This window comes from Flavobacterium sp. 9 (genome assembly GCF_002754195.1).
Taxonomy (GTDB): Bacteria; Bacteroidota; Bacteroidia; order Flavobacteriales; family Flavobacteriaceae; genus Flavobacterium.
In genome coordinates, this window is the sequence record NZ_PEEU01000001.1 from 3,674,853 (window position 1) to 3,688,775 (window position 13,923).

Below are 13,923 nucleotides of genomic sequence, written 5' to 3' on the forward strand. Positions count from 1 at the left end.
TTGCTTTTTTGTTTAAATTCGTTTTAGTTAGTTTATTGACTATTAACCAAAAACCATTACTATATTATGAATGCATTTATGATTTACTTGCCAATTGTCATGGCGATTTTAGGATTACTTTTCATGGGAATAAAAAGGACTTGGGTTTTAAAACAAGATGCTGGAGATGGTAAAATGAAAGAAATTTCAGATTACATCTACGAAGGAGCACTGGCCTTCCTAAAAGCAGAATATAAACTATTAACCATCTTTGTAATTATTGCAAGTATAGCTTTAGCAGGAATTACTTTTATTCCGGGTGTAAAAACGCATTTATTAATTGTAGTAGCATTCATCTTTGGAGCGCTTTTTTCGGCTTATGCAGGTAATATAGGTATGAAAATAGCAACTAAAACAAACGTAAGAACAACTCAGGCCGCACGTACAAGTTTGCCACAAGCACTAAAAGTTTCTTTTGGCGGAGGAACCGTAATGGGTTTAGGCGTTGCAGGATTAGCCGTTTTAGGCTTAACAGCTTTCTTTATAATTTTCTTTAATTTATTTTCTGGCGGAGTTTGGAAAGATACAGAAACAATGACCGTTGTTTTGGAGACATTAGCTGGTTTTTCACTTGGTGCAGAATCAATTGCTTTGTTTGCCAGAGTTGGTGGTGGAATCTATACTAAAGCTGCCGATGTTGGTGCAGATTTAGTTGGTAAAGTTGAAGCTGGAATTCCAGAAGATGATCCGCGTAATCCTGCTACAATTGCAGATAACGTTGGAGATAATGTTGGAGACGTTGCCGGAATGGGAGCAGATTTATTTGGTTCATATGTAGCAACTGTTTTAGCAGCAATGGTACTTGGAAACTATGTTATAAAAGATATGGGCGGAAGTATTCAGGATGCTTTTGGCGGAATTGGACCAATCTTATTGCCAATGTCAATTGCCGGTTTCGGAATTATATTTTCTATTATAGGAACATTATTAGTAAAAATTACTGACGATAATGCTAAAGAAGCACAAGTACAAAAAGCATTAAATATAGGAAACTGGGTTTCAATTGCTTTAACTGCAGTTGCCTGTTTCTTTTTAGTACAGCACATGTTACCGGAAACAATGCAAATGACATTTTTTGGCGAAGGATCAAAAGCAATTTCATCAATGCGTGTTTTCTATGCGACTTTAGTTGGATTAGTAGTTGGTGGAGCTATTTCATCGGTGACAGAATATTATACAGGATTAGGTACAAAACCCGTTATGGCAATTGTACAAAAATCATCAACAGGAGCAGGAACAAACGTAATTGCAGGTTTGGCAACAGGAATGATTTCTACGTTTCCAACGGTATTATTGTTTGCAGCAGCAATCTGGATTTCATATGCATTAGCAGGTTTTTACGGAGTAGCTTTAGCGGCATCTGCAATGATGGCAACAACAGCTATGCAGCTTGCAATTGATGCTTTTGGACCAATATCTGACAACGCTGGAGGAATTGCCGAAATGAGCGAATTACCAAAAGAAGTTCGTACAAGAACAGATATTTTAGATTCAGTTGGAAATACAACTGCAGCAACAGGAAAAGGTTTTGCGATTGCATCTGCAGCGTTAACGTCATTAGCATTATTTGCTGCCTATGTAACTTTTACAGGAATTGATGGAATCAATATTTTTAAAGCACCAGTTTTAGCCATGTTATTCGTTGGTGGAATGATTCCGGTAGTTTTCTCGGCTTTAGCCATGAATTCTGTTGGAAAAGCTGCAATGGATATGGTTTACGAAGTGCGTCGTCAGTTTAAAGAAATTCCTGGAATTATGGAAGGAACCGGAAAACCTGAATACGGAAAATGTGTTGAAATTTCGACAAAAGCTGCTTTGCGCGAAATGATGTTGCCAGGAATCCTAACAATTGGTTTTCCAATTGCAATAGTATTATTAGGTAAATTAGTTTACGCAGATAACAACCAGTTAATAGCTGAAATGTTAGGAGGATATATGGCTGGAGTTACCGTATCTGGAGTTCTTTGGGCAGTTTTCCAAAACAATGCCGGAGGAGCTTGGGATAATGCTAAAAAATCTTTTGAAGCAGGAGTTATGATCAATGGCGAAATGACGTATAAAGGTTCTGATGCGCACAAAGCTGCAGTAACTGGAGATACAGTTGGAGATCCATTTAAAGATACATCTGGACCATCAATGAACATTCTTATTAAATTAACTTGTTTGATTGGTTTAGTAGTTGCGCCTATTTTAGGTGATGGACATTCTGCTTCAGCTATGGTAGAAAAAGGTTCATGTTGTGCAAAAACTGAAATGCATGCAGGCGGAGTTTCTAAATGCGGAGACTTGTCAGGTATGACTAAAGAAGAATGTATCAAAGCTTGTAAAGAAAAAGGTTGCACTGCCGAAGAAACAGCAAAATGCTTGGCGCATTATGATGCAAACGGAAAATATGTAAACAACCAGAGAACAGATTGTTTTGATACTACTAAATATAGTAAAAACAGACTTGAGGTTAATTTATCTACGGTTAATGGAGTAACAGTTGGAACCGTTACTAAAACAGTAAATGACAAGACAACTACAGAAGTTTATGAAGGCACAGAAGCTGAAGTAAAAGCAAAAATCGAAGCAGCTAAATAAAGAATAACTTGATAGCTTTGTCAAAGTTTTAAACTTTGACAAAGCTTTAAAAATAAAAAATGCCTCTAAAACTTAGAGGCATTTTTTTATTTAGAGAGTTTCGATTGGATCAGGTTCTGGAATAGGATAATGTATTTGCTCATATTTTTCAATAAGTGTTACTAAAATATCTAATTCGTAAGCTTCAACTGTATTAGGCTCGGCGTCAAAAAGAACATTTACTCTTTCTAAAGCCAAGTCATAATCTTTTTCTGTTTTTATAGGCTTTATTTCCATATTGTAACCTTTTACTAAATCTATATATGAATAGATTTAGTAAATATAGGAAATAATCTACAAGAATAAGATTTAGCAAAGCTTTAGAAATAAAAAAATGCCTCTAAATTTTTAGAGGCATTTTTTTATTTATGTAAATCAGTGCAATTCGTGTTTCTAAAATAACCCGTTCAATTCAGCATCAATTCTATTAATGATGTTTCCTAAATCTTCAGGATTATCAACGAAATTTATATTATCAACATCGATAATCAATAATTTTCCTTTAGTATAAGTTTGTACCCAAGCTTCATATCTTTCGTTCAAACGGCTTAAATAATCAATCGAAATAGAGTTTTCGTAATCACGTCCGCGTTTGTGAATTTGACCTACTAAGTTAGGAATAGAGCTTCTTAAGTAAATTAATAAATCAGGCGCTTTTACCAACGATTCCATTAATTCAAACAAAGAAGTGTAATTTTCAAAATCACGACTTGTCATTAAGCCCATCGAATATAAGTTGGGAGCAAAAATATAAGCATCTTCATAAATCGTTCTGTCCTGAATGATTTTCTTTCCGCTTTCGCGAATTTGCAACACCTGACGGAATCGACTATTCAAGAAGTAAATCTGCAAATTAAACGACCAACGCTCCATTTGGTGGTAGAAATCGTCTAAGTAAGGATTATCAACTACATCTTCATAATGAGGTTCCCATTTGAAGTGTTTCGCCAATAATTTGGTTAAAGTTGTTTTTCCTGCGCCTATATTTCCTGCTATTGCTATGTGCATTACGGTGTTACGATTTTATAATTTGTGATTTCTTTAGATGTAAAAATAGATAAAATTTGGTCTTTGTAACAGAATTTATCAAACGATTTTTCTAAAATTTCAATTTCATAAATCGTATTTAAATTTGACTTGCTAATATCTTTAAAATACAACAAATTAGCTTTGCTGAAAATATATTGTTTAGAAGAAATGACTTCAAGTTTATCAAAATCAGGGACTTTTCCTAATGCACTAACTTTCCCGAAAATATCGCAGGAAAAAAAGTTGTTTTTTTTATCAATCCAGTAAAAAGTATTAAAATCGGTTTGGTAATATTTTATAGTCTCGGTAAATGGAGTAGAAACTGTTTTGTAATCATTATTTAGATAATCAAAAAGTCCAATTTGTTGGTTTAAGACATTGTAAATCCACAACTGATTTTGAGTAGACATTCCAATCGCGTTTACAACAATTGGAGTATTGTTTAATGTGAAATTAATTTCAGTCATTTTATTCAGTTGATTGTCTAATAAAACGACAGTATTGAAATCTTCGTAAAACAGCACTATTTTTAAGGGATTTTGCAAATCAACTTTTGTGATTTCTCCCAAGGAAACATTCTTGTATTCAAAAATCTCTTTTCCTTTGATTTTACTAAACACATTGTTTTTTATCTGATAATAATATCCAAAAGAATCATAACCTAAAAAGGCATCAGAATTATTGCTGAAATTTGAAATTAATGTCGCTTTTATAGTTTGATTTTGTGCAGAAACAGCAGAATAAAAACAGGCAGCAAAAAGAAGAAATAAAAATTTGAGTGCCGTTTTATTCATGAGAATTTGATTTATGAAGAGCCAAATTACAAAAAACTAAAGTAGGAATTGCTTAAATGAAGTAGATTTATATGTGAAACCTCTTTTAATTGTAATGGTCTAAAGAATAAGCAGTTTTGTCTATATACTAAAAGGATTGATATATTTAATTTTCAGTATTTTAAAATTAATAATACATTTGAAATGTAAGCTTTATCTGGTTTGCAAAATTTAAAATCAAATACAATGAAAAACATAATTTTATATATGTCTTTGATACTTGTTTTCACACAAGTTCAGGCGCAGAAAGATTTTCAGGGAATGGCCGTTTATGAGTCAAAAACGCAAGCTCCTAAGTTTGAAGGCATGCGCGGAAATCGCGACATTACGCCCGAAATGCAAAAGAATATTGAGGAGCGAATGAAGAAAATGCTTGAAAAGACTTTTATTTTAAACTTTGATAAGTCGACTTCTATTTATAAAGAAGAAGAAAAACTGGAATCTCCGGGACAACAAGGAGGTTTTCGTGTTATGGCAGGACTTATGGGCGGCGGCGGAACTTTTTATAAAGATGTAAAAAGTAAATCATATACAGTTGATAAAGAATTTATGGGTAAAGAATTTTTAGTGGTAGATTCTTTGCCAAAATTAAACTGGAAATTAGAACAGGAAACTAAGCAAATTGGTGGATATACCTGTTATAAAGCGACAGCAGTAAAAGAAGCGAGTAAAAGTGATTTTAGAAATTTCAGACCAAAAAATAACGACGATAAAAAGCCTGAAGAAAAGAAAGACGCTGTAAAGAAAACTTCAGGAGAAACCAAAACCAATTTTGAAGATAATTTTGAAATGCCAAAAGAAATTACCGTAACTGCTTGGTATTCGCCAGAAATTCCGATAAATCAAGGACCTGAAAATTATTGGGGTTTGCCAGGTTTGATTTTAGAAATCAATGATGGAAAAACTACTATTTTGTGTTCGAAAATTGTTTTGAATGCCAAAGAAAAAGTTACAATAAAACCACCTACAAAAGGCAAAGTAATCTCTCAAAAAGATTATGATGATACCGTAATTAAAAAAATGGAAGAATTTAGAGAAATGAATCGTGGACGCGATGGTGGTCCCGGAGCTGGTCCTACCATGATTAGAAGATAAACTTTAAGTTACCTATCATCTTTAGATTTTTTTCCAATGAAAAATATACTCCTTTTTGTCATTTTTTTAATGACCACTATTTCTTTTGCGCAAAGTGTTCGCTTTGATGGCTTTATTCAGGATGAGCAAAAGAATCCGTTAGAAATGGCCAATATCATGGCTGTAAATACTGCTACAAAAGCAATGGATTCTTATGGAATTACAAATGATAAAGGAAAGTTTCAATTGACTTTGAAGCCAAATACCTCTTATACAGTTAAGGTGAGTTACCTTGGAATGAAATCAAAAGAAATTGCTATTTCGACCAAGACTGAAAATATCATTCAAAACATTGTTATGGATGATACTGGAATTGAGCTTGAAGGCGTTGAAATCGTTCGCGAAATGCCTGTTTCGATAAGCGGCGATACAATTGTTTACAACGCAGATTCGTTTAAATCCGGAACGGAGAAAAAACTGGAAGACGTCTTGAAAAAACTTCCCGGTGTTGAAGTAAATGCTGACGGAGAAATCGAAGTCGAAGGAAAAAAAGTCAGCAAATTAATGGTTGAAGGCAAAGATTTTTTTGATGGAGATACCAAGTTGGGCGTTAAAAATATTCCGGCAGATGCGATTGATAAAATTCAGGTTTTAAGAAATTATAATGAAATTGGCGCTTTAAAAGGTTTAGAAAATGATCAGGATAATGTCGCAATGAATATTAAACTGAAAGAAGGAAAAAAGAATTTTTGGTTTGGAGATGTAACCGCAGGAATTGGCGTTGCAGAATTGGATAGTCGTTATATTATTAATCCGAAGTTGTTTTATTACAGTCCAAAATACAGCATTAATTTAATTACTAATTTTAATAATATTGGTGAATTGCCCTTAACGGCACAGGATTATTTTAAGTTTACGGGCGGATTTAAAAATATGATGAAAAAGGGCGGAAGCAATTTTAATGTTTCTTCTAATGATTTAGGAATTTCGGTATTGAGAAATAATCGCGCAAAAGAAATCGAGACTAAATTTGGTGCTACAAACTTCTCCTATTCGCCGACGAAAGCTTGGAATATTAGCGGTTTTGGAATTCTGTCAACTTCAAAAACAGATCTTGAAACCAAATCACAAACTACAATTTTAGATTCTGGAGATCAGCAAAAACGAGATGAATTAACGCATCAAAAAAATAATCTGGGACTTTTTAAATTAAGTTCAACTTATAAACCCAACGATAAATTTCAGTTTGATTATGATATCTTAACAAAATTATCGAAACAAGATGAAGACACAGATTTGTTGCGTGAATCTATTGTAAATAGCGCTTCGACTTTGGAAACTATTTTGACGAATAAAAAACAAGATCCAACTTCTATAAATCAAAATCTGAGTTTGTATTATACACAAAGTGACAAGAATATTTTTGCTTTTGAAATGCAGCATTTATATCAGGATGAAAATCCGTTTTATAATGCCAATTTAAGAACTCAGCCTTTTAATTTATCCGGATATGTGCCAGGACAAAATAGAAATGATCTGAATCAGGATCGATTTGTCAAAACCAATAAATTGGATGCTAAACTGGATTACTATTATATGGTAACACCAAAAAGTAACATCAATATCACTTTAGGAAATACATATTCTTATCAGGGTTTTAATTCCCATATTTTCCAAATGTTGGATAATGGAGATAAAAATGATCTGAATGATCCGCAAAATAACAATCAGGTTAAATATGATTTTGATGATGTTTTTCTGGGATTTCATTATAAGATACTGACCGGAAAATTTACGTTGACGCCTGGAGTAAGTGTACATTCATACGGAATGAAAAACACACAATTAGGGACTGATTATTCTCAGAATTTTGTAAAAGTCCTGCCTGATCTCTTCGCTTTATATCAAATTAAAAAATCAGAAACTTTGACGTATAATTTTTCCTTAACGAATGATTTTACAGATATTAATCAATTGGCTTCCGGTTATGTTTTGTCTGATTATAGTAGTTTGTTCCGTGGGAATCGTACTTTAGAAAATGCAACGTCACAGGTACATTCGCTGCGTTATTTTAAATACAATATGTTCAATTTTGAAAACATTTTTGCGAACGCAACTTACACTAAAAAAGTAGACGCTATAAAAACTGCAGCAGATTTTACAGGAATAAACCAGTCATCAGTGCCTTATAATTCTAATTTGGCTGATGAAACCTTTTCAGGAATGGGAAATTATGGACGTTCTTTCCTTAAGAATTACAAAGCTTCTGTTAATGCAACTTTAAACTGGTCGAAATTTAATAATATTCAGAATAATGTTTTGGCAACGACAGAGAGTTTTAGTCAAAGTTATACCGTAAAAGCTTCAACAAACTATAAAAACCTTCCTAATATTGAGTTTGGATACAACGCTTTGATCAATAAATACAGCGGTTCGACGTATTATACAGACAAACCTTTTGCAAGATTAGATTACTATTTTCTGGATAGTTTTTCGTTTGTTTCTGAATACGAGTTTTACCATTATTACAATGGAAATAAAACGGTTGATAATGAATATGACTTCTTAAATGCAAGTTTGGTATATCAAAAAAAGGACAGTAAATGGGAGTATAAAGTTGCAGCAACTAATTTGCTAAATACAAAATATCTCAATGATGACAGCTTCTCGCAGTTTTCAACCAGAGTTTCGCAATATACAGTTCAGCCGCGCTACATCATTTTTTCGATGAAATATAATTTATAGTATTTTCGTACAAAGTTTACGCTTTAATGATTGTTTTAGTAAAGAAAGAAATATCTTTGTTTTACTATTAACAAACAAAATCCTAAGCATGCGTAATTTTTTATGGAGTTTCCTGATGTTCTTTTGTTTAATATCTGTTTCTTTTTCTCAAACAAAAGGCATTGAAAAAGGATCTTATCTATCTACAAACAAAGGTCAAAAAATCAGATTAAATCTATTAGACGATAATAAATATGAATTAGTTTTTTATTCAGGCGATTATAAAATCAAAGGAGATTCATTGGTATTTACTCAAACTGCAAAATCCGGAGCTGCATTTGATGTTGCTTTTAAGAATGATAAAAATGCAAAAAAGGTTAAAATCACATTTTTAGAACCTTCTTATTATACCTTTTATATTGGTACACAAAACGGAACTGAACCAGTTCAATATCAAAAAATAACAGACATTAGAAGTAAAGTAGATCCTGATTGGGTAAAAACTGATTTAGAGTTTGAAATCGATCATGTTGATTATTTGTATTTGGTTTATGAAGATTATCAAGGCGAAAGTAAAATCTCAAAATATGCTTTGCCAAAAGATGCTTCAGAAGCTACAATTAAGTACGAATTGGATGCTTTGGGAGATTTAAATATTTCGGGTTATTTTGATAAAAAGACAAATGAATTGATGATTTCTGAACAAAGCGGAAAAAATCCAATCGCGTTTGTAAATGCTAAAGATGCTCAACCTGATAACGTTTCAAAAGTAATTCCTCTCGAAAATAAAACGGTTTCTAGTTTTACATATCCGGGAAAAGATGCGCTTGCAGATAATGGTTTTAGTACAGAAGTTTCGGTTGATAGCGCTTATGTTGATGAAGCTGCAACTCCTAAAATTGATTTTAAATTTAAAGTAGAAAATGATTTAAAGAAAGCTATTGCGGCAACTTTGGCATCTAAAAGTAAATTTCTGGTAGTTGCTGTTGATGGTAAAAATCTTTCGGCGAAAGCTGACTTTGATACTTTTATAAAAGATCAGGAAACACAAGTTGGATACAATATGTATGAAGTTTATGATCCGCAATATGATTTGTTCAATTATTATTTGGCTACAGCCAATGATAAAAAATGGCTTAAGACGAACAAAATTCAGGATAATCCAAGTCTTGCTGTATTAAATGGTGATGGAGTAATTTTGGCAACTTCAAAATCTAAATTGACAGACAAACAATATCAGTTTAATTACTACGACGGTTTCAGTAAAAAACTAAAAAGAGTAAATGCATTTTATGATTTCAATAAAGTACTTAATAATAAAAAAGCAACAGATGCTAATTTGATTTTGGCACTTAATAAGATTGCAAGTCTGGAAATCCCTTATGAGTACGAAACAACTGAAAATGATACTCTCGATTTTAAGTTAACAAAAGTTGTTATAGATCAAAAAACAGTTGATCAAACCTGGAAAAAGTTAATTGAAGGACATCAAAAAGATACAAAACCAAATATGTATTTGGTAGAAACAATTTTGAAAGAAATTAAAAATCAAGGGTTTTCAAAACAGTTTCTTAGCGAGGACAGAGTTTTGAATGATACAGATTTTCTGGCTATAGATTATTTGATAAAACAATATGATGCTATTGAAGCAGAGCGATTAACATTTAATAGTATAGAAGGAGAAGTTCATGCGATTGGTAGTTTGAACACCGAAATAACAACTGCTTTACAACAAAATAAATACGTTGCTGAAGAGAAAGGTTCAGCCGATGGAAATCAAAGTAAGATAATTTCAGTTTATAAAAAGCTAATTGCTGCGAATAAAGCAAATTATGATTGTTACCAAAATTACTTTACGTATTTAAGTGAAGCAGAGGATAAAGACGGTTCGAATACTACTTATTTAAAAGAGTTTAGTTCTTATTTTAATACTCATTTGACATCAGGAAAAGGAAGTGCAATCGAGCAATTAGATGCTATGTATTCTGCTTTAGATAATAGTTCAGATTATCAATATGATGGTTGGAGAACTTTTAAAGAATACCATTCAAATTTGGCTAATTCTACGGCTTGGACAGTAGTTTTGAAACCACAGAATTCGAATTTTTTAAAATCTGCAATTAGCTGGTCAGAGTATAGTTTGATTGTTTCTAAAAATAATCCTTACTATTTAGATACTTTGGCGCAGTTATATTACAAAGATGATCAGAAGCAAAAAGCGATTGAAACGCAAGCTTTGGCTGTAAAATATCTAAACGATACTGTAGAAGAAGAAACAGCAACAGAGATTAAAGAAACGTTGACTAAAATGCAAAACGGAACGTATTAAATATTATAATTTATCAAAAAAATAACCCGATAAGATTCAAATTCTTATCGGGTTATTTTTTATTTTTTTATTCCTACCATCACTTTTATTCGATAATTGGTTGGAGTTTTTTTATTGTTTTCAATTGAACCATTGGCGCTTAAATAGGTCAGTAAGATGCTGTATTTTGAATTCTCAATTTTTTGCTCGATTTCTTTATCTGAATTGTAATTGTCATTAAAATCAGAATTTGAATTGATGAAATCGTCTATTTTAAGAGGAATAATGTCTTTGTTAATTTGTAAATCCTGACCATAATCTGTTGATTTTGTGTTTATAGAATATGCTTTGTTTTCTATAGTGATACAGTTGTTACATTCAAAAGAATCGGATTGGCCTATAGTGAATATAAAATCATAGTCGTGAATGTTTTTCACTTCATTATCGTTATTTTCAGAGAAATAATAATAAAAAGAATCATTTGCATCGTCTTTTCGGTCATATTCAGAGCGATATTTAAAGCCTAAACTTTCTACAATTTCACGTGCGATTGGATCTTTATCTTTTTTGTATAATGCATCTAATTTTTTATCAGCATACGGAAGCATAACTTCGAGCCCATAATTTTTCTCTAAAAAAGTAACAATACTACTGAAATCCTGTTCTTGTTCGAAAGTTAGTTTCTTATTATCTGTTTTTTGCATATAAGATTCAAATCGCGATAATTGACTGCTTTTTGAAACGAAATTTGCGCTTTGAGGACCAACGAGAGAAAATAATCCGGCGAGACACATACTTATAGGAATGAATTTTATTTTGGGATTCTTTTGAATTAAAAAATACGCCACAACGATAGAAAGCCAAACCGATAATAGTAAAACATAATAACGTTCATGCGTAAATCCGTAAAGATTGATTCGGTATAAAATCGCCCAAAAAAGCAATCCAAGTAACGGAATTAGCAGGAAATAAAACCAACGATTGAAAGTTCACATCCATAGATTTCCAGTTTCTGTCGCGATTGGATGTACCAGTAAAAAAGACAGAATTCCGAAGATAGCAAATACTAAAACAAGATAAGAAACCCAGCCTACAGGCAAAGAAAGTGTGACTAATATTTTGGCTTCATAACATATTAAAATCACCAAATAAAGACTTATTAAAGGTAATAATACAAATTGAGTGAAGTTTTTAAGTCCTTTTGGATAATTTAAAACCAGAGGAACTTTGTCATTATTGGTTTCCGGAACTCCGTTTAGAAAGAATAATGTATTGAAGATTCCTCCAATAATATAAAAGATATGCTGGTAAATATTATTGTAAAAATCTACGTTGAACAATTTGTCAACTGCAAGTATTGCCAATGCCAAACCACTATATAATACAATACTGTACAAAATGGCTGTTAAAATTCGGAGGAAAAGTCGTTTATTGAATTCCCAAAATTCATTCTGATTGTAAGCTTTTGGTAAAAAACCGGCGAATGAAACCAGTAAATGTAAAGCAATATTAAGTACTAAAAATTGTTGTACTTCTACCTGAGTAATATTTTTATGAAAGTTAAAAACGAAGAGTGCAATTAAACTACCAAGTACTAAACTCGCTATAAAGCGAATAAGATTATTCCTTTTTGAAGCTATGAAAAATAAGCTAACAGATAGAAATAAAACCAAACATAAAGAACAACTCATAAAGGCTTTTTGATAGAGTTCTTTATTAGGATTATTGTGTTTTATTTCACTTAGAATAATGGCTAAAATAGTTCCGGAAATAGCGGTTATAATTTCTAACGGAAATCTAAGAATTGTTTTTAGTGTTGCATTTAGAACGTTTTGAAACGAAGGAAGTCTACTCATTTTGGTCAGTTATTTTGTATAAAGTAAAGTGAATTGTAAGAGATATCCAAATAAAAATAATAGTGATAAAATTCTGCTAAACTGTAGTGGTATAAAATAAAAGAGGCTGTCTAATTTATTTAGACAGCCTCTTTATGTATGTAAATGTTTCAGATTGAATTACAATCCAAATTCAGCTTTTACTTTGTCTACGAAATCAAGTTTTTCCCAAGTAAATAACTCAACAGTAACAGTTTTTACATGTCCTCCCGGAGCAGAAAAAGTTTTAGTTACAACTTCTGGTTTACGTCCCATGTGTCCGTAAGCAGCAGTTTCGCTGTAGATTGGGTTTCTTAATTTCAAACGTTGCTCGATAAAGTAAGGACGCATATCAAAGATAGCTTCTACTTTTTTAGCGATTTCACCGTTAGTTAAGTTTACTTTAGAAGTTCCGTAAGTTTCAATGAAGATTCCCATTGGCTCAGCAACTCCAATTGCGTAAGAAACCTGTACTAAGATTTCGTCAGCAACACCTGCAGCAACTAAGTTTTTAGCGATATGACGTGTAGCATAAGCAGCACTTCTATCTACTTTACTTGGATCTTTTCCAGAGAATGCACCACCACCGTGAGCACCTTTTCCACCGTAAGTATCAACAATGATTTTTCTTCCTGTTAAACCAGTATCTCCGTGAGGTCCTCCAATAACGAATTTTCCTGTTGGATTAATGTGATAGTTGATTTTATCATTGAATAAATGCGCGTGCTCTGGGTTTTTAGCAATGATTCTTGGAATCAAGATTTCGATAATATCTTTTTTGATTTTAGCCAACATTGTAGCTTCTTCATCAAAATCATCGTGTTGAGTCGAGATTACAATCGCATCAATACGAGTTGGTTTGTTATCATCGCTATATTCTAAAGTTACCTGCGATTTTGCATCAGGACGTAAATAAGTGATTTCACTATTCTCACGTCTTAAAATTGCAAGTTCTTGTAATAATTTATGAGATAAATCAAGTGCCAATGGCATGTAGTTTTCAGTTTCGTTAGTTGCGTAACCAAACATCATTCCTTGGTCTCCAGCACCTTGCTCTTCTGGCTTAGCTCTGTCAACACCTTGATTAATATCAGCAGATTGTTCGTGAATTGCCGAAAGAATTCCACAAGAATTTGCCTCAAACATATATTCGCTTTTAGTATATCCAATTTTACGGATTACTTCGCGAGCAATTTGCTGCACATCAAGATAGGTATTCGATTTTACTTCACCTGCTAAAATTACCTGACCTGTAGTAACCAGAGTCTCACAAGCTACTTTTGAATCAGCGTCAAATGCCAAAAAGTTATCAATTAATGCATCCGAAATTTGATCTGCAACTTTGTCTGGATGCCCTTCACTAACAGATTCTGACGTAAATAAATAAGCCATAATAATTTATTAAATTAAAATTAAGTGT

The 13,923-nt window shown here is 32.4% G+C and carries 8 protein-coding genes and 1 pseudogene; 4 read left to right on the plus strand and 5 right to left on the minus strand.

The genetic code is table 11. The features are described from left to right. Positions 1-66: 66 nt before the first annotated feature. Positions 67-2,622 carry a sodium-translocating pyrophosphatase gene (locus CLU81_RS15210; RefSeq protein ID WP_099710583.1) on the plus strand — a complete coding sequence of 852 codons (2,556 nt, stop codon included), beginning with the start codon at positions 67-69 and terminating at the stop codon, positions 2,620-2,622. Between the two features lie 90 nt (positions 2,623-2,712). Here the strand turns inward: CLU81_RS15210 and CLU81_RS15215 are convergent, their stop codons facing one another. The 3 genes from CLU81_RS15215 to CLU81_RS15225 form a co-directional block, all read right to left on the minus strand. Further along, positions 2,713-2,898 (minus strand): type II toxin-antitoxin system HigA family antitoxin, encoded by a 186-nt coding sequence (locus tag CLU81_RS15215; RefSeq protein ID WP_099710584.1) that lies wholly within the window; start codon positions 2,896-2,898, stop codon positions 2,713-2,715. Positions 2,899-3,054: 156 nt separating this feature from the next. Next, positions 3,055-3,669 (minus strand): deoxynucleoside kinase, encoded by a 615-nt coding sequence (locus CLU81_RS15220; protein ID WP_041516522.1) that lies wholly within the window; start codon positions 3,667-3,669, stop codon positions 3,055-3,057. Next, positions 3,669-4,484 (minus strand): hypothetical protein, encoded by an 816-nt coding sequence (locus CLU81_RS15225; RefSeq protein ID WP_099710585.1) that lies wholly within the window; start codon positions 4,482-4,484, stop codon positions 3,669-3,671. The genes CLU81_RS15220 and CLU81_RS15225 overlap by 1 nt, the downstream gene beginning before the upstream one ends. 225 nt (positions 4,485-4,709) lie before the next feature. Between CLU81_RS15225 and CLU81_RS15230 the strand changes: the two genes are divergently transcribed. The 3 genes from CLU81_RS15230 to CLU81_RS15240 all read left to right on the plus strand — a co-directional run bounded on the left by CLU81_RS15230 (position 4,710) and on the right by CLU81_RS15240 (position 10,650). Next, the gene (locus CLU81_RS15230; RefSeq protein ID WP_099710586.1) at positions 4,710-5,618 is read left to right on the plus strand and encodes a GLPGLI family protein; all 909 of its coding nucleotides are present in this window, start codon (positions 4,710-4,712) and stop codon (positions 5,616-5,618) included. A 36-nt stretch (positions 5,619-5,654) separates the two neighbouring features. Beyond that, positions 5,655-8,342 carry a carboxypeptidase-like regulatory domain-containing protein gene (locus CLU81_RS15235; RefSeq protein WP_099710587.1) on the plus strand — a complete coding sequence of 896 codons (2,688 nt, stop codon included), beginning with the start codon at positions 5,655-5,657 and terminating at the stop codon, positions 8,340-8,342. An 88-nt stretch (positions 8,343-8,430) separates the two neighbouring features. After that, a complete protein-coding gene (locus CLU81_RS15240) occupies positions 8,431-10,650 on the plus strand; it encodes a hypothetical protein (RefSeq protein ID WP_099710588.1) in 2,220 nt (739 codons plus the stop codon). Positions 10,651-10,709: 59 nt separating this feature from the next. Here the strand turns inward: CLU81_RS15240 and CLU81_RS15245 are convergent. Continuing rightward, a pseudogene (locus tag CLU81_RS15245) lies at positions 10,710-12,485 on the minus strand (DUF4153 domain-containing protein). 159 nt (positions 12,486-12,644) lie between these two features. Beyond that, positions 12,645-13,895 (minus strand): methionine adenosyltransferase, encoded by a 1,251-nt coding sequence (gene metK, locus CLU81_RS15250; protein ID WP_099710589.1) that lies wholly within the window; start codon positions 13,893-13,895, stop codon positions 12,645-12,647. Positions 13,896-13,923 lie beyond the last annotated feature (28 nt).

Coding starts and splice junctions, on each gene's coding strand:
- CLU81_RS15210 (WP_099710583.1), top strand. CDS start 67: ATGAATGCATTTATGATTTACTTGCCAATTGTCATGGCGATTTTAGGA.
- CLU81_RS15215 (WP_099710584.1), bottom strand. CDS start 2,898: ATGGAAATAAAGCCTATAAAAACAGAAAAAGATTATGACTTGGCTTTA.
- CLU81_RS15220 (WP_041516522.1), bottom strand. CDS start 3,669: ATGCACATAGCAATAGCAGGAAATATAGGCGCAGGAAAAACAACTTTA.
- CLU81_RS15225 (WP_099710585.1), bottom strand. CDS start 4,484: ATGAATAAAACGGCACTCAAATTTTTATTTCTTCTTTTTGCTGCCTGT.
- CLU81_RS15230 (WP_099710586.1), top strand. CDS start 4,710: ATGAAAAACATAATTTTATATATGTCTTTGATACTTGTTTTCACACAA.
- CLU81_RS15235 (WP_099710587.1), top strand. CDS start 5,655: ATGAAAAATATACTCCTTTTTGTCATTTTTTTAATGACCACTATTTCT.
- CLU81_RS15240 (WP_099710588.1), top strand. CDS start 8,431: ATGCGTAATTTTTTATGGAGTTTCCTGATGTTCTTTTGTTTAATATCT.
- metK (WP_099710589.1), bottom strand. CDS start 13,895: ATGGCTTATTTATTTACGTCAGAATCTGTTAGTGAAGGGCATCCAGAC.